Source organism: Xanthomonas sp. NCPPB 3959 (genome assembly GCF_056675575.1).
Genome location: NZ_JBWWVR010000027.1, coordinates 1 through 22493, shown reverse-complemented (window position 1 = coordinate 22493; position 22493 = coordinate 1). Strand labels below are relative to the sequence as shown.

Annotated in this window: 13 protein-coding genes; 10 read left to right on the top strand and 3 right to left on the bottom strand. The window is 64.1% G+C overall.

Features of this window, described 5'->3' with window-relative positions; genetic code table 11:
• Positions 1-16: 16 nt before the first annotated feature.
• From glyQ to AC1KVG_RS20850, 3 genes are all read left to right on the top strand, one after another.
• Positions 17-925 carry a glycine--tRNA ligase subunit alpha gene (gene glyQ / locus AC1KVG_RS20860; protein WP_104551668.1) on the top strand — a complete coding sequence of 303 codons (909 nt, stop codon included), beginning with the start codon at positions 17-19 and terminating at the stop codon, positions 923-925.
• A 294-nt stretch (positions 926-1219) separates the two neighbouring features.
• The gene (glyS, locus tag AC1KVG_RS20855) at positions 1220-3415 is read left to right on the top strand and encodes a glycine--tRNA ligase subunit beta (RefSeq protein WP_481095684.1); all 2196 of its coding nucleotides are present in this window, start codon (positions 1220-1222) and stop codon (positions 3413-3415) included.
• On the top strand, positions 3415-5004 hold the full coding sequence (locus AC1KVG_RS20850; protein ID WP_481095683.1) for a tetratricopeptide repeat-containing sulfotransferase family protein: 1590 nt from the start codon (positions 3415-3417) through the stop codon (positions 5002-5004). The genes glyS and AC1KVG_RS20850 overlap by 1 nt, the downstream gene beginning before the upstream one ends.
• Positions 5005-5272: 268 nt before the next feature.
• On the opposite strand, the gene AC1KVG_RS20845 is transcribed toward AC1KVG_RS20850, so the two are convergent.
• Positions 5273-8038, bottom strand: a complete 2766-nt coding sequence (locus AC1KVG_RS20845; RefSeq protein WP_481095682.1) for a TonB-dependent receptor plug domain-containing protein — start codon at positions 8036-8038, stop codon at positions 5273-5275.
• A 180-nt stretch (positions 8039-8218) separates the two neighbouring features.
• Between AC1KVG_RS20845 and AC1KVG_RS20840 the strand changes: the two genes are divergently transcribed.
• The 5 genes from AC1KVG_RS20840 (at position 8219) to AC1KVG_RS20820 (ending at position 15272) form a co-directional block, all read left to right on the top strand.
• Positions 8219-10000, top strand: coding sequence for an autotransporter assembly complex protein TamA (locus tag AC1KVG_RS20840; protein ID WP_115039126.1), 1782 nt, complete (start codon positions 8219-8221; stop codon positions 9998-10000).
• Positions 9997-13857 carry a translocation/assembly module TamB domain-containing protein gene (locus tag AC1KVG_RS20835; protein ID WP_481095681.1) on the top strand — a complete coding sequence of 1287 codons (3861 nt, stop codon included), beginning with the start codon at positions 9997-9999 and terminating at the stop codon, positions 13855-13857. Before AC1KVG_RS20840 ends, AC1KVG_RS20835 begins: the two co-directional genes overlap by 4 nt.
• Positions 13858-14168: 311 nt before the next feature.
• Positions 14169-14603: a hypothetical protein gene (locus AC1KVG_RS20830; protein WP_481095680.1), complete on the top strand. Its 435-nt coding sequence runs from the start codon at positions 14169-14171 to the stop codon at positions 14601-14603.
• Positions 14604-14614: 11 nt separating this feature from the next.
• Positions 14615-15064, top strand: a complete 450-nt coding sequence (locus tag AC1KVG_RS20825; protein WP_481095679.1) for a 3-dehydroquinate dehydratase — start codon at positions 14615-14617, stop codon at positions 15062-15064.
• Complete coding sequence (locus AC1KVG_RS20820) at positions 15045-15272, top strand: hypothetical protein (RefSeq protein WP_168957536.1); 228 nt, start codon at positions 15045-15047, stop codon at positions 15270-15272. Before AC1KVG_RS20825 ends, AC1KVG_RS20820 begins: the two co-directional genes overlap by 20 nt.
• A 98-nt stretch (positions 15273-15370) precedes the next feature.
• On the opposite strand, the gene AC1KVG_RS20815 is transcribed toward AC1KVG_RS20820, so the two are convergent.
• A complete protein-coding gene (locus AC1KVG_RS20815) occupies positions 15371-17101 on the bottom strand; it encodes an outer membrane protein assembly factor BamB family protein (protein WP_176341127.1) in 1731 nt (576 codons plus the stop codon).
• Between the two features lie 491 nt (positions 17102-17592).
• Positions 17593-18177, bottom strand: coding sequence for a gluconokinase (locus AC1KVG_RS20810; RefSeq protein ID WP_481095691.1), 585 nt, complete (start codon positions 18175-18177; stop codon positions 17593-17595).
• 158 nt (positions 18178-18335) lie between these two features.
• Here AC1KVG_RS20810 and AC1KVG_RS20805 point away from each other — a divergent pair, with 158 nt between their 5' ends.
• Both AC1KVG_RS20805 and AC1KVG_RS20800 read left to right on the top strand, forming a co-directional pair.
• Positions 18336-19718, top strand: a complete 1383-nt coding sequence (locus AC1KVG_RS20805) for an MFS transporter (protein ID WP_046932188.1) — start codon at positions 18336-18338, stop codon at positions 19716-19718.
• Positions 19719-19720: 2 nt separating this feature from the next.
• Complete coding sequence (locus tag AC1KVG_RS20800) at positions 19721-22138, top strand: GH36-type glycosyl hydrolase domain-containing protein (protein ID WP_481095678.1); 2418 nt, start codon at positions 19721-19723, stop codon at positions 22136-22138.
• Positions 22139-22493 lie beyond the last annotated feature (355 nt).

Genomic DNA, 22493 nt, shown 5'->3' with positions numbered 1-22493 from the left:
GCACGGCCCTTGCTGCATGTCCGATTCCCGGCGCGTTCCAATCACTTTTCAGGGCCTGATCCAGACCCTCAACCAGTACTGGGCCGAGCAAGGCTGCGTGCTGATCCAGCCGCTGGACCTGGAAGTGGGCGCGGGCACGTTCCATCCGGCCACGTTCCTGCGCGCGCTGGGGCCGGAGCCGTGGAATGCCGCCTACGTGCAGCCCTCGCGTCGCCCCACCGACGGCCGCTACGGCGAAAATCCCAACCGCCTGCAGCGCTATTACCAGTACCAGGTGGCGATGAAGCCCAACCCGGACAACATCCAGGACCTGTATCTGGGCTCGTTGCAGGCGCTGGGCATCGACCCGCTGGTGCACGATCTGCGCTTTGTCGAAGACAACTGGGAATCGCCGACGCTCGGCGCCTGGGGCCTGGGCTGGGAAGTCTGGCTCAACGGTATGGAGGTCACGCAGTTCACCTACTTCCAGCAGGCTGGCGGGCTGGAGTGCAAACCGGTGCTGGGCGAGATCACCTATGGGCTGGAACGGCTGTGCATGTACCTGCAGAGCTGCGACAACGTCTACGACCTGGTCTGGACCTACGGCCCGGACGGCACCCCGGTGAGCTATGGCGATGTGTACCACCAGAACGAAGTGGAGCAGAGCGCCTACAACTTCGAGCATGCCAATGTGGAAGAGCTGTTCCATCGCTTCGACGCCTGCGAAGCCGAGGCCAAGCACTTGATCGAGGTCGGCTTGCCGCTGCCGGCGTATGAGCAGGTGACCAAGGCTAGCCACGCCTTCAACCTGCTGGATGCGCGCCGCGCGATCAGCGTGACCGAACGCCAGCGCTACATCCTGCGCGTGCGCACGTTGTCGCAAGGCGTGGCGCAGGCGTATTACGCACAGCGGGAGAAGCTGGGCTTCCCCGGGGTAAAGAAGTAACTCAAAGCCCTCTCCCACCGGGAGAGGGGTTGGGGTGAGGGTACGGGGCGTAGCCCTCATGCACCCAAACTCCACAGAGCTTCGCCCGTACCCTCATCCGCCTCTTCGAGGCACCTTCTCCCGGCGGGAGAAGGACCAGCAAGCCCCTCTCCCACCGGGAGAGGGGTTGGGGTGAGGGTACGGAGGCGAAGCCCTCTTGCACTCAAACTCCATAGGCTTCGCCCGCACCCTCATCCGCCTCTTCGAGGCACCTTCTCCCGACGGGAGAAGGGAACACGTAAAGGTCCACGTCTTATGAGCGAACAACTTCCCCTGCTGATCGAATTGGGCACCGAAGAGCTGCCGGTCAAGGCGCTGCCGGGTCTGGCGCAGGCCTTCTTCGATGGCGTCCTGGCCGGTTTGGAAAAGCGCGGCGTCGCGGTCACGCGTGGCGATGCCAAGCCGCTGTCCACACCGCGCCGTCTGGCGGTGCTGCTGCCGGGCGTGGCCACCGAGCAGCCCGAACAGCGTTCCGAAGTGCTGGGCCCGTATCTCAACATCGCGCTGGATGCCGAGGGCAAGCCGACCAAGGCGCTGGCCGGTTTCGCCGCCAAGGCCGGGATCGACTGGACCGCGCTGGAGCGCACCAGCGATGCCAAGGGCGAGCGCTTCGTGCATCGCGCGGTGACGCCGGGCGCGCGCACCGCCGATTTGTTGCCGGACATCCTGCGCGAAGCCATCGCCGCCATGCCGATCCCGAAACCGATGCGCTGGGGCGCGCACGAATACGCCTTCGCGCGGCCGGTGCAGTGGCTGGTGTTGCTGTTCGGCGATGCGGTGATCCCGGCAGAGTTGCTGGGCGTGCGTGGCGATCGCCTCACCCGTGGGCATCGCTTCATGCATCAGGGCGAGATAGCGCTGGCAGCACCGGGCGATTACGTCGAAGCGCTGCGCGCCGCGCACGTGCTGGTGGATGCGGACGCACGCCGTGCGCGCATCGTCGAAGAAGTCGAAGCGGCCGCAAAGCAGGCCGGCGGCAGTGCGCGCATCAGCGAGGACAATCTGCAGCAGGTGGTCAACCTGGTCGAGTGGCCGTCGGCGGTGCTGTGCAGCTTCGAGCGCGATTTCCTGGCGGTGCCGCAGGAAGCGCTGATCGAAACCATGGAGATCAATCAGAAATTCTTCCCGGTGCTGGACGACGGCGGCAAGTTGACCGAGCAGTTCATCGGCATCGCCAATATCGTCTCCAAGGACGTGGCCGAAGTCGCCAAGGGCTACGAGCGGGTGATCCGTCCGCGTTTTGCCGATGCCAATTTCTTCTTCGACGAAGACCTCAAGCAGGGGCTGGAGGCGATGGGTGCGGGCCTGGCCAGCGTCACGTATCAGGCCAAGCTGGGTACGGTGGCCGACAAGGTGGCGCGCGTGGCTGCGCTGGCCGAAATTATTGCTCCGCAAGTGGGTGCCGATCCGGTGCAGGCGCGTCGCGCCGCGGAATTGGCCAAGAACGACCTGCAGTCGCGCATGGTCAACGAATTCCCCGAATTGCAGGGCATTGCCGGCCGGCATTACGCCAAGGCTGCTGGCGAGCCTGGCGAGATTTCGCTGGCGATCGATGAAGCGTACCAACCCCGTTTTGCCGGCGACGATATTGCGTTGTCGCCGTTGGGCAAGGTGTTGGCGATTGCTGAGCGGTTGGATACCTTGGCCGGCGGGTTTGCAGCTGGGCTGAAGCCGACCGGCAACAAGGATCCGTTTGCGTTGCGGCGCAATGCGTTGGGTTTGGCGCGGACGGTGATTGAGAGTGGGTTTGATCTGGATTTGAAGGCGACGCTACTAACTGCGGCCAAGTTGATGCCGTGGGATCGCCTTGTGAGAAAAGCTACGCTAAAGAACGAAGAAACGATTTCTGATATCGACTCTACGCAATACGCACAGCTAGCTTCTGAAATTTTTGACTTCATCCTCGACCGCCTACGCGGCTACTACGCAGACAAGGGCGTGCCTGCTACGCACTTCAACGCGGTCGCTGCCTTGTTCTCGGTCGCGCCCGAGGGCGCTCCTACAGCGCTTGGCGTAGGAGCGCACCTGGGCGCGACCCACGGTTCCCTCTACGACTTCGACCGCCGCATCGATGCGATCGGCATCTTCGCCACGCTGCCCGAAGCCGAAGCCCTGGCCGCGGCCAACAAGCGCATCCGCAACATCCTGCGTAAGGTCGAGGGCGAGATTCCCGGCGATATCGACACCAGCCTGCTGCGTGAGCCGGCCGAAGAAGCCTTGGCCGAAGCAGTGGAAGCGGCCATCGGCGATACCGGCGATGCGCTGCACCGCCACGACTATGTTGCGGTGCTCGCGCGCCTGGCGCGCCTGCGCCCGCAGGTCGATGCGTTCTTCGATGGAGTAATGGTCAATGCCGAGGACGCGCAGCTGCGCGCCAATCGGCTCGCGTTGCTGAAGAAGCTCGGCGACCGCCTCGGCAGCGTCGCCGCCATCGAGCATCTGTCCAACTGATGGCAGCGTCCGCCGGCGCGGTGCACTGGCAGACCGCCCAGGCCGCGTTGGCACGTCGCGACCTGGGTGTGGCGGCGTCTGCATTGCAGGCGCTGCTGGCGGTGAACCCCACCCACGTGTCCGCACGCGTGCTATTGGCCGGCACCGTGTTGGCCAACGGCAAGATGCGCGAGGCGGTTGCGCAGTTACGGCTTGCCGCCAGAGACCTCGGCGACGACGTGGCAATGCGTTGCCGTGTGGCGCAAGCCTTGTTGCGCGTTGGCGAGCACCGCGAACTGCATGCGTTGCTGCGGCATCCGTCGGTGATGCAGTGCCAGGACGGCGCCACGCTGGCGCTGCTCGCGCATGTGCATCAATCGCTCGGCGAACATGTCGAGGCACTGGCCATGATGCAGCGCGCGCAGGCCTGTGGTTTCGATGGTGCTGACTTCCGTTTCTTTCTTGCGGTGCAACTGCAATTCAATAATCGCCTAGACGATGCAGCGCAGGCGTTGGATCGCGCATTGGCGCTGTCGCCGGGCTATGGCCGCGCCGCGCTGACGCGTGCGCGGCTACGCCGTCAGACTGCAAGCAGCAATCATCTCGATCAGTTACGTCAGCAGCTGCAGCTCGCCAAGCCCGACAGTGAAGATCGCGCCGGGCTGGCGTTCGCGCTGTACAAGGAGCTGGAAGATCTCGGCCAGACAGATGCCGCCTGGGAGGCCCTGCAGCATGGCAATGCGGTGATGCATGCGCGCTTGCGCCACGATGCCGACGCAGAAGCAGCGTTGTACACGCAGTTGGGCGCATTGGCCGAACAAGGCGTGTTCGCCGCGCAGGAATCCAGTAACGCACAAGGCCCGCAACCGATCTTCGTGCTCGGTTTGCCGCGCTCGGGCACCACGGTGCTGGAGCGAATGCTGGGCAATCATGCGCAGATCGTGTCGGCCGGCGAATTGAACGACTTCGGCCATCAGTTGCGCTGGGGTGCCGACCAGGCCGGCCGCAGCCTGCTGGATGCGCGCCTGCTGCAGGCGCTTCCCACGCTGGATTATGCGCAGATCGGCGCGCGCTATCTGGAACAAACGCAGTGGCGTGCCGGATCGGCGCGCTGGTACATCGATAAGTTGCCGACCAATGCGGTGGCGATCGGCGCGATCGCGCGTGCCTTGCCAGGTGCGTTGATCGTGCATCTGGTGCGCGAGCCGATGGCGGTGTGTTTTTCCAATTACCGCGCGCTGTTCGGCGATTCCTATGCCTACAGCTACGACCTGCACACGCTGGCGCGTCACTATCAGGCGTATCACGGGTTGATGGCGCAATGGCGCGTGGCGTTGCCGGGCCGGGTGATCGATGTGGACTACGCGCAGATGGTGCGTGATCCGTCTACGGTGCTGGAGCAGTTGATGCTGCGCTGTGGGTTGGAGATCGAGCCTGGGCAGATCGATATCACCCGCAATGCGGCCGCGTCGGCCACGCTCAGCAGCGTGCAGGTACGCGAAGGCGTGCATGGGCGCAACGTGGAAGAGTGGCGACGTTATGCCACGCAGCTGGAGCCGCTGTGGCAGGCATTGTTGCAGGCAGGCCTGATCGACGTGGGCTTGCGTTAGCGGGGGCGAACAGATCTGAGGCGCCACGCCTGAAGACCTGCGCGCGCCTTCAATCTGCCTGCACGTCCGACGCACTCTGCCCAGGTGTGCAGCAGACAATCCGGCTGCGACGACGCGTGCGACGCCTTGGACGCTTTGCCTTGGGAGCAGATGGACAACTGACTGATGCGTGTTGCTTGCCCCGAACGTGCCTGCCCCAAACGTGCCCGGGCCAAAAACGCCAGCGGCAGCCGTTGTGGCTGCCGCTGGACGAATGCAACGCAGTGACTCAGTGCGCGCCGAAGCGCCAGTTCAATTCCAGCATGTAGGAACGGCCGTAACCGGTGTAGTTGAAGATGTTGTAGTACGGGTAGCTGGTGTAGGTGCGGTCGCGCGGCGGCCGGGTGTCGGCCAGGTTGTTGATCGTCGCCGTCAGCGAGATGTCGTCGTTGACCGCATAGTCCAGCGTTGCATTGAGCGTGGTCCACGCGCCGACCTTGCGTGCGCCTTCCACCGCATAGCCATCGGTGCTTTGTTGCGCGACGAAGTTGGGCGTGCGGCCATTGCGCTGGCCGAACAGCGTGGTGGTCCATGCATCTTTCTGCCACGTCACCGAGGCATTGACGATGCTGCGGAACTCGGAGGAGAAGAACGGTTCGCTGAGCAGATCGCGCACCGGGTCTTGCGGGAACTGCTGGCTTTCGTGCTTGAGTGTCAAGTTGTATTGCGCGTCGAAGACAAACAGGCCCCAGGATTCAGTGGCCAGGTTGTACGTCGCCTTGCTGAGCACGCCGGAGATTTCCTCGTTGGAGATATTGACCGGGTTGATGCGGATATTGCTCAAGCGGTTCGGGACCGGGGCATCGGCTGCGGTGCGATCGATGCGCGACAACGCATCCACGCAGGTGGGCGAGCCGATATCCAGGCTTCCCAGGCGGCAGGCCGATTCGGTCTGCAACAGATTGTCGGTGCTCAGGTCGCTGACTTTCTGGTCGATCTTGATGTTGTAGTAGTCGGCATTGACGCTGAAGCGCGCGCTAGGCGACCACACCACGCCATAGCCGAAGGACTTGGCGGTAATCGATTGCAGCTCGGGATTGCCGGCACGGCGGCCCTGGATGCTGGTGCCGGCGTAGGTGCAGTCGGCGATCGGCACGCCGGGTTCTTCGAGCGCGCAGCGGTAGTAGTCGTTGACACCCTGGAAGAAGCCGCTATCGCCGGCAAAGGTGAACGCCATGTCCGGTGCCTTGAACGCGGTGGCGTAGTTGCCGCGGAACAACAGCGCATCGGTCGGGCGGAATTCCAGCGCAGCCTTGTAGGTGAACTTGGAATCGCTACCACCGCCCTGGTTCTTGTAGTCGTCGAAGCGGCCAGACAGGTTGGCGGTGAGCGTGCTCAGGATCGGCACGCGCGTTTCGAACGCTGCCGCCCAGTTCTCGCGCTTGCCGCTGCCCTGGGTGCCGGTCAGCTGGTAGAAATCGCCAGCGATCACGCGTTGATCGGTCGGATTTTCCCAGTATTGGTTGCCGGCCTGCAGCACGCCGGCCACACCCACGGCGCCGGCCGGCAGAGTGAACAACTCGGTATTGGTGAGTTGCAGGTTGACGTTCTGGGTCCAGGTCCTGGACTTGGTGCGGATCTCGTCGTTGAAGCTGCGGTACTGCGCCGGCGTCAACGCGCGATAGAAGTTGGCATCGTTGGGCGAATAGATCGGGTAGCCGGAGAAGTCGCCCTGTGGCGCGCCCAGGAACTGTTCGCGGAAGAAGTCTTCGATGCGATCGGCCAACGGCCATTGCTGGCGGCTGTCGATGCGGTACTCGGCGCGCGCATAGTACGCATCGTAGGTCCAGTTGCTGGCGCCCAGCCCGCCCTTGATGCCAGCGGCGATGTTGTAGGAATCGGCGGTCTGGCGGTCGTTGTTGAAGGTCGGGCTACCGGCTTCTTCGGGCGCGAAGATGCGCTGGTAGCCTTCCAGTTGCTGGCTGTCCTGGTTGTAGAACAAGCCACCGGTGTCGGAGGAGGTCTGCCAGAAGCGCGAGCCGCTGTTGACCTCCACCTTGGTGCGATTGAGCAGCAACGTTGCGTAGCCTTGGGTGTTGTCGTTGAAAGCGTAAGTCAGGTTGGCATAGCCGCTGGCGCTGCGTTCCTTGTTGAGGATGCTGGCGTAACCGGGCTCGGTGCGGCTGCTGCAGAAGTTGCCGCGATTAGCGCGGTTGTCGTATTGCACCGAGCCGTTGAACAGCGGGCCCAGTGCATCGCAGTTTGCGGCGCCCGGGTCAATGTAAGTGGTTGGCGTGTTGTGCAGTGCGATGCGCGAGCCATAGCGCAGGGTCGGGTCCGGATTGTCGGAGGTGGAATCGAAATCGCGCCGCTGGTAGCCGTAGATCGGGTCCTGATTGTTGAGCTGCAGGCCCCAGACGATATCTGCCTTGCCGAGGGTGCTGCCGCCGGTGAGCTGGAAGCGCTGGTTGTTGCCGCCACCACCGTCGTAGGTGCCCATGCGGTAATTCATCTGCACGCCGTCGACGTGCTTCTTCAGGATGATGTTGACCACACCGGCAATGGCGCTGGAGCCGTAGATCGAGGACTGGTTGCCGGGCGCCACATCGATGCGTTCGACCATGCCCACCGGCACGCTGGCCAGATCGACGAAGTTGCTCTGGCCGTTGTAGAGCAGCGGGTAGTCGGCCATCGGCCGGCCGTCGATCAGCACCAGGGTGAAGCCGGGGTCCAGCCCGAGCAGGCTCAGCGATTTGGCGCCGGCGGTGAAGCCGCCACTGAACTGGCCGTCCTGCACCGAGCCGGTGGCCATCGGCTGCGAACGCAGCACGTCATAGACATCCTTGAAGCCGCGGCGCTGGATGTCCTGGGCGGTGATGGAGAACACCGGGCTGGCCGTTTCGACCTGCGACCGGGGAATCAACGAGCCTGTCACGGTGACCTTGTTCAATTCGGTCACTTCGTCCTTGTTCTGTGCGATCGCAAGCGACGGCAGGGCAAGCGACGGGAATGCAAGGGCGGCGCAGACGGCATTGACCAATAGATGACGCTTCATGAAAACCTCTCTCTCCAAAGGTGTGGAACAGGGCGCGCGGCAATCCGGGGGAGGGCCGCTTGGCATGCTGTCAACGAAACGTTAACAACACCCCGACTCTAACCAGCGCATGCGCGTCCGTATAGTCGAGATTGCTTAGATTTTTTGTCCCTTCACGCCCAGGCTGGGTATCCTTTGCCGATGCTTAAAGTCGTGTTTGCTCTCTCCCTGGTGTGCACCCTGCTCGTTCCGCTGCAAGCGGCTGCCCGCGGAACCATCGACAAGATCGAAATCAAAGGCTTGGACGGCGACGACGACGCCGAGATGATCGAGAACATCGAGGTCTCCCTGTCTCTTTATGAGGCTGTCGGCAAGGAGCAGGGCGAGTCGCGCATCGAGTATTTGCTGGCGCAGGCCGAGCGGCAGACGCGTGAGGCGTTGGAGCCTTTCGGCTATTACTCGCCGACCATCGAACTGGCTGCACCGCGCGAAGGCGACAAGGTCACGGTGGTGATCACGGTAGAGCGTGGCGAGCCGGTGCGGGTGCGGCAGTCGCATATCTCCATCACCGGCTGGGCCGAGCAGGACCGCTACCTGGGCCAGGACCTCAAGCAGTTCGAGCCGCACGAGGGCCAGGTCTTCAGCCACCCGCAGTACGAAGCCAGCAAGGTGCGCATCACCCGTCGTCTGGCCGAGCGTGGCTATTTCGATGCCGACTTCACTCAACGCCGCGTTGCCGTCACCCGTGCCGAGCATGCTGCCGATATCGATTTGAACTGGGACAGCGGCCGCCGCTACGACATGGGCAAGGTGCACTTCGATTACGACTACTTCCGCGAAGGCCTGTTCGACCCGTTGGTGTACTGGGACGAAGGTAGTTACTACCACGAAGGCAAGCTGGATCGCCTGCGCGAGTCGCTGACCAAACTCGATTACTTCAGCACCATCGACATCCAGCCCAAGCCCGAAGACGCCGACGACCAGGGCCGCGTGCCGGTGGAGGTCAAGCTCACTCGCGCCAAGCGCACCGTCTACACCTCCGGCTTGAGCTACGGCAGCGAGAGCGGCGCCGGTGTGCGCGGCGGCGTGGAGCGGCGCTACGTGAATTCGCGCGGCCACAAGATGGACACGCAGCTGGACTACGCGCAGAACCGCAAGAGCCTGACCACCAGCTACCGCGTGCCGGCGTTCCGCTGGCTGGATGGCTGGTACACCGCCTCGGCGCGGCTATACGACGAACAGACCGAATACATCGACCTGCGCAACGTCAAACTCACCGGCAGCCGCAGTGGCCAGATCAACGAGCGCTGGAGCGCGATCGCCTCGATCAACGCCTTGCGCGAGCGCTGGCGTTTCAGCAGTGGCGACGATTTCGAAGGTGCGGTGTACGAGACTTCCACGCTGGTCTATCCGCAGTTGCAGGTGAACTACGTCAACGTCGACGACCGCCTGTTTCCGCGCAGTGGCGTGTCCGGGCAGGCGTTCATCCGCGGCGGTGCCGAAGGCGCCGGCTCGGATACCAACTTCGGCCAGGTCTACGGCCAGCTGCGCTGGTTTCTGGGTGCCGGCGACAACGGCCGGGTGATCCTGCGCGGCGAAGGCGGCACCACCTGGACCAGCGATCTGGTGGCGATGCCGCCGAGCCTGCGCTTCTTTGCCGGTGGCGCCAACAGCATCCGCGGTTATGCGTTCCGCGAAGTCGGCCCACGCACACCCAGGCCGGACGAATTCGCGCTCGGTGCCAAGAACGTGGTCACCGCCAGCGCCGAGTACGAGCATTACCTCAAGGGCGGCCCGTGGGGCGGGGCGGTGTTTGTCGATAGCGGCAGCGCCTTCGACGACACGCCCGACTGGCATACCGGTATCGGCTTCGGTCTGCGCTGGCGCTCGCCGGTGGGACCGGTACGCGTGGATATCGCGCATGGCCTGAACGACCCCGACTCGCAGTTTCAGCTCTATATCGATATCGGGGCCAACCTGTGAGCACGCCTACGCCTACGCCGACCCCCGCACCGCGCCGCGCGCGTTTCTATCGCCGGCGCCGGTTCTGGGTGGGCTCCGGGCTGACCGTGCTGGGATTGGTGCTGCTGGCCCTGATCGCGGTGTACTGGCTGCTGCAGACCGTGGCCGGGCGCGATGTGTTGCTGGCGCAAGTGGTGGCGCGCTTGCCGGTCGGTGCCACGTTTACTTACGGCAAGGTCGAAGGCCCGGTCGCCGGTCCGCTGACCTTGCGCGATGTCGATTTCCGCTATCAGGACATCCATTTCACCGCCGAGCGCGTGTATCTGGAACCTGACCTGCGCCCGTTGCTCGGCCGCAAGCTGCAGCTGGATGCGGTGCAGGTCAGCAATGCCACCTTGAATCTGGGCAAGAGCGACGAACCGTTCACGCTGCCGAGCTGGCCCGAATCGTTGCCGCAGATCAACGTGCCGCTGGCGATCCAGGCCGACAAGATCGCGGTGGACAACCTACGCATCACCCAGCTGCAGCAGCCGATGATCGTCTTGCACAAAGTGCAGGGCGGGCTGGAAGTGGCGACCGGCGAGTTGCGCACGCGCAATCTGGTGGTCGACACCGATATGGGCAACTTCCGCCTGCACGGCGACTACGTGCCCAGCGACGATTACCGCGCCGATCTCACCGCCACCGCCGTGTTGCCGGCCGCACGCGGGCGCACGCCGGCCAGCCTGGGGCTGGTCGCACGCGGCGATGTGGACAAGATGGAAGTGGCCATCGCCGGCCGCGCGCCGGCACCGCTGCAGGCCAGCCTGGTGTTTACCGGGCGCGATGCGCCGACTTGGACGTTCAAGGCGGTGACCGACGCGCTGGATACCTCGCTGCTGATGCCGGCCACCAATGGGCAGTACGCCGCCCCGGCCACGCCGATCGCACTGAACCTGCAAGCCTCCGGCAAGGGCGGCACCGCCGATCTGCAAGGCAGCGTCAAGCAGGGCGAGTTGAGCGCCACGCTGCAGCCCTCGCATATCAGCCTGCTGGACCAGGTCATCACGGTCGAGCCGCTGGTGATCGATACGTTTGAAGGCCGCACGCAGTTACGTGGTACTGCGGATTTCCGCGACACCCAGAATCCGAGCTTCCGTTTCGCGGTCAATGCCAGCGGTTTGCGCTTCACCCCGACGCCGGACCCGGCCACCCCCGATGCGCCCGCTGTGCCGGTAGAACTGGTCGATGCGCGCCTGGGCGTGGCCGGTACCTTGAAGGCGTGGGCGGCGATCGGCCGCGCCACGCTGGAACGCGACGGGCAACAGGCCGCGCTGGTGTTCGACAGCCGTGGCAACGATCAACGCGCGCAGCTCAAGCAGGTGCAGGCCAAAACCCCGGGCGGCTCGCTGGATCTCACCGGCGAAGTGGGCTGGACGCCGGAGCTGCAATGGGATGTCACCGCGCAACTGGCCAAGTTCGATCCGGGCTATTTTGCGCCGGGTTGGAACGGCAATCTCTCTGGCAAGGTCGCCTCCAAGGGTCGCCAGTTGCCGGCACCGGCCGGCGGCGTATCGCCGGGCTTCGAAGCCACTGCGGATATCCCGACCCTGACCGGCCAGCTGCGTCAACGCGCGCTGTCGGCCAATGGCAAGTTCGCCCTGCGCGGCGAACAGGGCGAGGGCGAATTGCAGCTATCGCTGGGCAATAGCCGCATCAACGCCAAGGGCAAGGTCGGCGACCAGCTCGACATCGCCGCGCAACTGCAGCCGCTTCAGCTGGACGATGTGTTGCCCGGTGCCACTGGCACGGTGCGCGGGCAATTGCAGGTCAGCGGCCGTCGCGACGCGCCCGACATCACTGCCGACATCGTCGGCAATGGCTTGCGTTGGAACGACTACAGCGCGCAGAGCATCAGCTTGCGTGGACGGTTGCCGTGGCGCGGCAGCGATGGACAACTGGCATTGCAGGGCACCGCGATCGAAGCCGGCGTGGTGCTGGACAGTGTGCGCGTGCAGGCACGTGGCGCGGTGGAAGCCTTGCGCCTGGACGCCGACATCGCCAATAGCATGGCCAACGTCGCGCTGCAGGGCGATGTGCGCCGTAACGGCGAGCGTTGGCAGGGCCAGGTCGGCACGCTGCGGATCGCACCGGCCAAGGGCGCTGCGTGGGCGCTGCGGCAGCCGGCGCAGTTCAGCACCGACGGCGCGGCATTTACCTTGTCCGATACCTGCCTGGGCGCTGCCACCGGCGGCGCGCTGTGCGCAAGCGCCAACTGGCCGCGCGAAGGCATGGTGGTGCACGGCGATGCATTGCCGTTGTCGCTGGTGCAACCGTGGTTGCCCAAGCAGCAAGGCCGACAGATCTATCTGCGTGGGGAGCTCGCGCTCGATGGCAGCTTCAAGCCGCGCGGCAATGCGTGGGAAGGCTCGTTCCGGATCGCCTCGCCCGAGGGCGGTATTCGCCTGGGCGAAACCCGTTATGCGGCGGTGGCCGGCAACCCCAATCGTGGTGAGTTGCTGCGCTACGACCAATTCAGCATGCAGGCCGATTTCAATCCGCAGCAGATCCAGGCCAAGCTCGGTATCGGTTTCCAGGGCGCCGGCTTTGTCGATGCCAAGTTCAATACCGGTTGGGATGCGTATGCGCCGCTCAACGGCGAGCTGTATCTCAATATGTCGCGCCTGTACTGGCTGGAGCTGGTGGTGGCCGATGTGGTGCAGCCCAAGGGCCTGGTCGAAGGCCATGTGAGCCTGCGCGGCACCCGCGACAAACCGCTGCTCGGCGGCGATGCCACCTTGAGTAACTTCACTGCCGAATATCCCTCGATGGGTTTGACCCTCAGCGAGGGCAAGGGCCGCTTCGATGCTCTGCCGGATGGCTCGGCCAAGATCACCGCATCGGCCAAGTCGGGCGAGGGCACGCTCAACATCGACGGCGGGTTGTCGTGGTTCGGTACCACCACGCCGCTGCTGCTGAATATCCGCGGCGAAAACGTGCTGGCCTACAACACCAGCGAGTTGCGCATCATCGCCAACCCTGACATGCAGTTCGGCATCACCGACAACACCATGCAGCTGCGCGGCAAGGTCACCGTGCCGGAAGCCGATATCGATCTGGAACGCCTGGATCGCGGCACCTCGGTATCCGAGGACGTGGTGGTGCTGGACCCGGTGGATCCGGAAGAAGCGCCTGCCTCGCCGCTGGATATGGACCTGGCCATTGTGCTTGGCGACAAGGTCAACATGAGCGGCTTCGGCTTGAAGGGCGGGCTGAGCGGGCAGATGCAGATCCGTGCGCGCCCGGGTCGCGAGATGACCGCCAACGGCGGGCTGGATGTACGTGGTCGCTACAAGGCCTATGGCCAGGATCTGACCATCAGCCGCGGCCAGCTGACCTGGAACAACAACATCGTCTCCGACCCGCGCGTCAGCCTGCGCGCCGAACGCAAGATCGGCGATGTCACCGCCGGCATCGACGTCAGTGGACGCGCCGAATCGCCACGTGCGGATGTATGGTCGGACCCGGCGATGTCGCAATCCGAAGCACTCTCTTACCTGGTGCTCGGCCGCGGCCTGTCCACCGCCAGCAGCGACGAAACCCAGCAGGTCAGCGCCGCCTCGGCGGCCCTGTCGGCCGGCAGCAGCCTGATCGCCTCGCAGATCGGCGCCAAGCTCGGCCTGGACGAAGCGGGGGTGAGCGAATCCAGCACCGTCGGCTCGGTGGTGGGCTTCGGCAAATACCTCTCGCCGAAACTCTACGTCGGCTACGGCGTTTCGATGGTCGGCAGCGGCTCGGTCCTGACGCTGAAATATCTGCTCAGCCGCGGCTTCGACGTGGAAGCCGAATCGAGCACGGTGGAGACCAAGGGATCGGTGAATTGGCGGCGGGAGAAGTAGCGCGCCTCCGCTTTGCCATTATGAAGTGCACCGGCGTGCTTGTAGAGACGGTTGGAGTCAGCAACTGCTGACCTCGTGAAGCCGGCTAAAGGCGGTATGCCAGGTGTTGGTTTGCACGGTTCGGGTGTCGCTAGGAAGTGATGCCCGACAGTTCATGTGTGAGCGGGTCTGCCTCGAGTTATTACGCGTTACCGTTCTTGGGCATGGCATTACGCACTCTTTATGCCGGGACACCAAGGCGCGGATAGTGCCTTTATGCCCGGCAGATCTACCTTGGCACTCCCGCACAGTGGTGCGTTGAGTCGAACACGATGTGTATCCTGATTTTGCGTGGTCCGCAGGCCGATCCGGCGCAATTGGCGCCGCTGCAGCTGCCCGAGTGTGCCGGCCGTGCGTTGCGTACGCTGGCATGTGCCGATGTAGATAGTTTGATCGCTGGGTTGCATGCGGCTGGTGGCGATGCCGAGGTGGAGCTGGTGTTGCTGGATTCGGGCGATCTGCCGCCATCCGAGCGTGCGCAGGTGCATGCAAAGGCATTGCGCGCGGCACTGGATGCGCTGCCCACGCCCTATATCGAACTGCATACCGATGCGGCGCAGGAGCTGGAGCCCTGGCTGCATCCGCAGCATGCGCCGTTGGCGGTGGTGATCACGCCGCACGATGCGCCGCGTGCGTATGCGATGTCGCTCGGTATTGCCGCGCGCTGTCTGCCGTCTGTACACGCGCCGTTGCGCGTTGCCGCCTGAGGGAAACCGACATGTCGATCATGATCGTGCGTGGGCCGGAGGCAGCGATGCCGTTGGCGCGTGGTCCGCAGCCGTTGCCGCGTGCCGTGATCCGGCAATTGGTGGCGTGCGCGGGGGATGCGGGCAAGACGGTGGCCTTGCGTGCTTGCGGGTCGGAGCAGGAGCTGCTGGATGCCTTGCGTGTGGCCGGTCAGGCGCGGATGGAAATCGCGTTGATCGATCCGGGCAGTTGCGTGGACAGCGTGCGCTTGCATCGCGTGCTCAGCGCGCTGCCATATCCATTTGTGGAAACCCACGACGATAGCGTGGACCGACCGGAGCGATGCCTGCCGGAAGGGTTCGGGCAACGCATTGCGACGGTACGCGGCTACTGTGCGCAGAGCTATCTGCTCGGGCTGGAGATCGCGTTGGAACATCTGGGCTGCACGGAGATCCAGGGCGATGTCCACGTCGGTACCTGAGCTGCGCCAGCTGCATTATTTCGCCGACTACGAGGGCTATTGCGACGGTCGGCCGGTGCTGTGGGGGCAACTTGCCCACAGCGTGGACGTGCCTGCCGATGGCGTGCTGGATGCCGCCGGGCTGGTGTGTGCGTTGCGCCGCCGTGCGGCCGAGGCGCACGGGCTGGAAGCGGGGCAGATCCGCTTATGTCAGGTCACGCGGCTGTAGCGGCGTGTCCCCGCCACACACAACGACGCCACCCGAAGGTGGCGCCGTTGTTCTGCCGTGACTAGGCGTCATTCAACGCAATTCACGTGTGTTGACGCTTACTTGGCCGCGCTGCTGTCCGGCACGAACTTGATCAGCTGGTTGCTGGTTGCAGCAGTGCCGAAGTTGAAGCGGCCGTAGCCGGCGCCCCAGTAAAGCGCGCCGTTCGCAATCGCGGGCGAGCTGATCACCGAGCCGGCAGCGTCGTAGTTCCACAGCGTGGCGCCGGTGTCGGTGTCGAGCGCGACCATGTTGCCGGCCATCGAACCGGCATAGAGCAGGTTCGGCGACACCGTCAGCGAGCCCTGGCCGCCGGCCGGCACGGTCGGGTTCACGCGGTTGATGCCGGGCACCTTGACCTGCCACTTGATCTTGCCGGTCGCGGCATCCAGCGCCGCCCACGAACCGCCATTGTGACGTTCGGTATTGGCCGGCCCCAGCGTGTAGCTGGCATTGGAGCTGTTGTTGATGGCCACATAGACCTGCGACTTGTACGGGTCGAACGCGGTGCCCCATTCGACGCCGCCGGTGGTGCCGCCCGGGCCGACCTGGGTCGACCACACCTTGGCCCCGGTCTTGGCGTCGAAGGCCCAGTAGATGCCGCTCTTCTGCCCGGCGCCGATCAACTGCTGCGGCTTACCGTCGCGCCACACGGTGAACAGCTGAACGCCGGCACCGCCGAAGTCGTAATCGGGACCGGTGAGGTTGGTTGCCTGGGTGTTCGGGCACAGGCCATTGGTGGGCGCGACGATGCAGGACAGATTCCATGCGTCGTAGCCCTGCGCGCGATTGGCCCAAACCAGCTTGCCGGTGTCCAGGTTCAGCGAGATCACCGAGTCGACGTAGTTGTCCGGCGCCATGCAATCGAGCTCGTCCTGCACGGTGAGTTCGCTGCCGCGGTAGGAGCGCGCGTTGGACACGCAATTACCCACGCTGGCGGGAATGTTGTAGTTGTTGCCGGTGCCAAAATACAGGCGGCGGCTGATCGGATCGATCGCCACCTGGCCCCACACCGATGCGCCGGTGTAGCCATCGGGCACGTTGTAGAACTGCCACAACTTCTTGCCGGTGTTCAGATCCAGTGCCACCACGCTGCCGCGGAAGCTGAAGGTGTGGGTCGCGTCGAGATTGCCCCAGTCGCCGGAGGACACGGGCACGTAAATACGGTTGCCGTAGATGACCGGCGAAGAGGTGATGCGCGCCTGCGGGTTGGCTTCGACGGTGCTCGACCACAACAGCTTGCCGGTCTTCTTGTCGATCGCCAGCACGGTGCCGGCAGCCTGGTCGCCGACGATGATGCTCTTGGCGCTGATGGCCGGCGTATTACGCGTCACAGAGTTGGCATTGCCGGTGTAGTCGGACAGCTTGGCCTGCCAGTTCGGCTTGCCGGTCTGGGTGTCGACGCTATACAGCGTGCCGCCCCAGTCGGGGACGTAGAGCGTTCCACCTTCCACGCTCGGCGTGGCCGAGATGTCGCCGGTGGTGGTCAAGGTCCATGCGGGCTTGAGTGTCTTGGCGGTGGTGCGATTGATCTTCCACTCGCCCGGTGCGAAGCGCGAGTTGAAATAGCCGCCACCAGCGCTGGGCCAGCTGCTGGGGCTTGCGAACGGAAGGTCGTTGCCGAAGCTGCGCCAGACCTGGCCGGAGCGCGCGAACGCCTGGGCATCCAGGGACGACACCGACTGTTGTGCGGTTGCTGGGCTGGACTGGGCGAAAGCCACTGCGCTGGCAAGCAGGCAGGGAACGAGCGTCAAACTGCGAAATCGCAAGCGGCGAATAGAATTTGTCATCACGGCATGTCCATAGATGGAAGGAAGCGCTGGATCCCCCCGGATCTGCCAACTGAAGATGGCCGATTGTGGTGACCGTGCAACACAGGCGCACCGCCGCATTCACGCAACGGTCGGGTCTGTTTGCATCTGGTGTCACCAGCTTGAAAAAATTGCGTTCACCGTGTTCGGTATTCGCACAAATGGTGATGATTCATCACTATTTATGCGTGCTGCGATAGGGAAAATGATTCGTCGAGGCGATTGGTATTTCCATACAGAACAGCGGTCTGCAAAAAGTTACCAGGAAATTTTGCGCCACCTTGTGAGGTGGATCACTGGACGAACTAAAGCCCCTCTCCTGCGGGAGAGGGGTTGGGGTGAGGGTACGGGGCGAAGCCACTCGGGAGCCTGGATTGCGAGGCTTCGCACGTACCCTCATCCGCCCCTTCGGAGCACCTTCTCCCGGAGGGAGAAGGGAATAGGCGGGCGCGGCTGCGTCACCTGGCGCGTCATGCACTTTGAGGTGAGTGTGCCGCTGTGTGCACTGCCGCGGGAGCGATCAGCGCCAGCTGCGCGATCGCATCCTGTACTACCTCCGGTACCGTTGCGTCCACATCCACCGACACCACGTCCGCTTCGTCCAGTGGCAGTTCCAAGGTCTGCAATTGACTCTCCAGCAGGCTGGGCGGCATGAAGTGGCCGGCGCGTGCGCTCAGGCGCGCAGCGATGACGTGCGGGGCCGCATGCAGGAACACAAAACGCATCGGCACGCCGCTGCGGCGCAGCAATTGACGGTGGGTACCGCGCAAGCCCGAGAACGCCAACACCACCGATTCGCCGGCATGCACACAGTCGCGCAAGGTGGCAGAGAGCAACTCCACCCACGGCAAACGCATCGCATCGGTGAGCGGTTGGCCGGTGGCCATCTGCGCGCGTGCGGCTACGCTGTGATAGTCGTCGGCATCCAGAAAACGATAGCCGTAGTGCGCTGCCAGGGCCTGGGCAATGGTGGTCTTGCCGCTGCCCGAAACACCCATGACGACGATGGCCAGGGGCGAAGCGGACGCGGGTGTGTGAGTTGCGGCGTTGTCCATCACGTCAGGTTATATCTCCGGATCGATTCGGCATGTTGCCGGATTTCACGTTGGCGGCAGCCGATGCGTGGTGTAGCGTCGGCGCTCCTCGCCAGGTGAGCGGGCCGCCCAGCGTAACGGCGCGCTCGGCCGGGTTCAACGCACTCCAAGGCCAGCCGATGACGTCATCACCTGCAACGTCTCCTGCATCGGCGCGCCTGCGCTGGCGCGAAAAACTGGGCTACGGCGGCGGCGATCTGGGCCTGAATCTTTACTGGGCCAACATCTCCGCGTTCTTGCTGATTTTCTACACTGACACCATGCATCTGCCGGCGGCGGCAGTGGGCACCATGATTTTGCTGACCAAGATTGCCGATGCGATCGCCGATCCGGCGATGGGCGCATTGGCCGACCGCACGCGCAGCCGCTGGGGCAAATTCCGCCCGTATCTGTTGTGGGGCGCAGTGCCGATGGCGGTGACCGGCGTGCTCGCCTACACCACGCCTGCGCTGGATCAGAATGGGCGCATGTGGTGGGCCACGATCAGCTTTCTGGTGATGATGCTGGCCTATACGGTGGTGAGCATTCCGTACTCGGCATTGTCGGGCGTGATTACCGCCGACAGCAGCCAGCGCACCAGTCTGATCAGCCTGCGTTTTATCGCCGCGTTCGCCGGCACCACCTTGGTCAATTACTGCACGCTGGATCTGGTGGCCTGGTTCGGTGCCGGCAACGATGCGCTGGGATGGCAACGCACGATGATGCTGTACGGCGCGGTGGCGGTGGCCTTGTTCGTCACAGTGGCCTTGACCACGCGCGAGCGCGTGCAACCGCCGCCGCAACAACGCACGCCCGTGCGCCAGGACATTGCCGATTTGCTGCAGAACAAGCCGTGGTGCGTGCTGTTCGTGCTGTCGCTGATCATCATGATCACGATTGTCATGCGCGGTGGTGCCGGCGTGTACTACCTCAAGTACTACGTGCAGCGGCCGGAGTTGACCGGGCTGTTTCTTGGTGGGTATTCGGTTGCGTTGGCGGTGGGTGCGGGCATCACCCCGTTGCTGACCCGGCACTGGGACAAACGCCGGCTGATGACCACGCTGATGGCGGTCGTTGGCGTGTTGAGTTGCCTGATGTTTTTCATTCCCGCCGATGCGGTGTGGGCGATCTTTGCGCTGAACATGTTGATCGGTCTGGCACTGGGACCCAAATCGCCGCTGGCATTCTCGATGTATGCCGACACCGCCGACTACACCGAGTGGCGTACCGGCCGCCGTGCGACCGCGATGACCTTCGCGGCAGCCACGTTTTCGCAGAAGCTGGGCGGCGCATTGGCATCGGCCGGCATCGCCTGGGTGCTGGCCGGCATGGGCTATGTGGCCAACAGCGCGCAGTCTGCCGGTTCGCTGACCGGCATCGTGCTGCTGCTGACGGTGATCCCCGGCGCGGTCGCGTTGCTGGCGGCCTGGACCATGCGTTTCTATCCGCTCGATGATGGCTTGTTGAGTCGCATCCAGCACGAACTGGCCGCGCGCAAGCGCGACGAACAGGAGCATCGCTGACCGTGTCTGCAACGTCCATGGCCGATTCCGAAACAACCTCCAACGCCGAAGATCTTTCCACGTTGATGGCGCCCAGCGCCGACGGCGCGCGTTATGCGCTCTACAGCCCCACCGCGATGCCGAACGCGGGCGGATTTTTGTGGAACCGCCGCATGATGTTGCAGCTGACCTGCCGTGGTTATGCCACCGGGCAGTTCATGCAACCGGAGCCGGCCAAATATGCGCATGCGCCGCTGCTGGAAGCGCGCAATTTCATGATGCCCGAGCAACCGTACTACGCGCATCACCCCGGGCGCTTCTTCTACCTCAAGGACGAAGAGACCGGCGCGCTGTGTTCGGTGCCGCACGAACCGGTGCGCGCGTCGCCGGAGCAGTTCGAGTTTTCTGCCGGCAAGCACGATGTGCGTTGGCGTGTGCGCCACGATGGCATCGTGGTGGAGCTGTGCGTGGCGTTGCCCACCGACGATGCGGTGGAGCTGTGGGAATGCCGCGTGCATAACCAGTCCGGGCGTGCGCGCCGGCTCAGCCTGTATCCCTACTTTCCGATCGGCTACATGTCGTGGATGCATCAGAGCGGCGCTTATGAGCCGGCACTGGGCGGCATCGTCTGCCGCAGCGTGGCGCCGTATCAGAAGGTGGATGATTACTTTCGCCAACGCGATTTCAAGGACTGCACCTTCCTGCTGCACGAGCAGCCGCCGGTGGCCTGGGATGCGCAGCAGATGGCGTTCGAAGGCGAGGGAGGCCTGCATGCGCCCTCGGCCATCCAGGCCGAGCAGCTGGGCAACAGCGATGCGCACTACGAAAACCCGGCAGCTGCGTTGCAATATCGCCTCACGCTGAAAGCCGATGAAGCAAGCCTGTATCGCTTCGCATTCGGCCCGGCCAAGGACGATGCGGAAATCGCCACGTTGCGTACGCGTTATCTGTCCGAAGCAGGCTTCGCTGCAGCCGCGCGCGAGTACGCGCAGTATCTGCAAGGAGGGCGGGGCTGCGCGCAGATCGCCACGCCCGATCCGGCGTTGGACAACCTGGTCAATCACTGGCTGCCGCGGCAGGTGTTCTACCACGGCGACGTCAATCGCCTGACCACCGATCCGCAGACGCGCAACTATCTGCAGGACCACATGGGCATGGCGTATCTGCAGCCGGCCACTGCGCGCGCGGCGTTATTGCACGCGCTCTCGCAGCAGGAACCCAGCGGGGCGATGCCGGACGGCATTCTGCTGGTGGAAGGCGCCGAGCTGAAATACATCAACCAAGTGCCGCATACCGATCACTGCGTGTGGTTGCCGATCTTCCTGAGCGCGTATTTGGCCGAAACCGGCGATGCCAGTGTGCTTGATGAGCTGGTGCGCACACACGACGGACACGCGCTCAGCGTGGCCGAGCGCCTGGATGCGGCGATGCAGTGGTTGCTGGATGCACGCGATGGGCGGGGTTTGAGTTTCATCGCGCAAGGCGATTGGTGCGACCCGATGAACATGGTCGGTTGGCGCGGTAAAGGCGTGTCCGGCTGGCTCACCGTGGCCACCGCGTATGCGCTGCGGTTGTGGTCGGGCATCTGCGCCGCGCAGGGGCGCACTGCGCAGGCGGAGACATTTTCGCAGGCAGTGCAGACGGTCAACGCCGATGCCAATCGCGAATTATGGGACGGCAACTGGTACGCACGCGGCATCACCGACGATGGTGTGCGCTTCGGTATCGCCGAGGATGTGGAGGGGCGCATCTATCTCAATCCGCAAAGCTTTGCGCTGCTGGCCGGCACTGCGGATACGGCGCAGCGCGAGGCGTTGTTGGAGGCTGTGCGCGAACAGCTGCACACGCCATACGGGCCAATGATGCTGGCGCCGGCCTATACGCAGATGCGCGATGACGTAGGCCGGTTGACGCAGAAGTGGCCGGGCGCGGCGGAGAATGGCGCGGTCTACAACCACGCGGTCGCGTTCTATCTCTATAGCCTGTACCAGATCGGCGAGGCCGATCGCGCGTGGGAGATTCTGCGCGCGATGTTGCCGGGCCCCACGCGCGAGGACGCGCTGCAACGCGGTCACTTGCCGGTGTCGCTGCCCAACTACTATCGCGGTGCGTGGCACCAATACCCGCGTACGGCCGGGCGTTCGAGCCAGCTGTTCAATACCGGCACGGTGGCCTGGGTGTATCGCTGCGTGCTGGAAGGTTTGTTCGGCCTGGTCGGCGAGGGCGACGCACTGGCGATCCGCCCGCAGCTGCCTTCGCATTGGCCGCACGCGCAGGTGACGCGCCAGTTCCGTGGCGCGCAGTTCGAGGTGACGCTGACGCGTGAGCCGGGGCGCCACGACATCGAGGTACTGGTGGACGGCAAAGCCTGCCCGGATCAGCGCGTTTACAACATCGTGTCTGGTCGCACGTATCAGGTGCAGGTGCGCCTGCCTGGCTAGAAGCGGCTAACAAACCGTAGCGAACGCTCGTTTGGGGATGAGCGCAGTGGTTTTAATAGCCGCATCTTGTTGGATACAGTCAAACGCCTGGGTGGTCGAGGGCGTGGTGTCCTCACCGCTCGCGGGACACGCCGTGAATCCGTCCGTGGAGGCTCGGTGGCGGCATCCATGCCGCCACACGGTCCCGCAATCGGTGAGGACACCGCACCAGAGAGTTGGTCGGTCGCCGGGTAAAAAACTGAGCGTCTCGCAAGTTGCGTGGGCTTGCCGGTGCGGGTTGTAGAACGACACGATAGCTAGCCAATTAGAAGCACCTCATGCATGGCTTGCAGCCACACACACCGACCATCCCGAC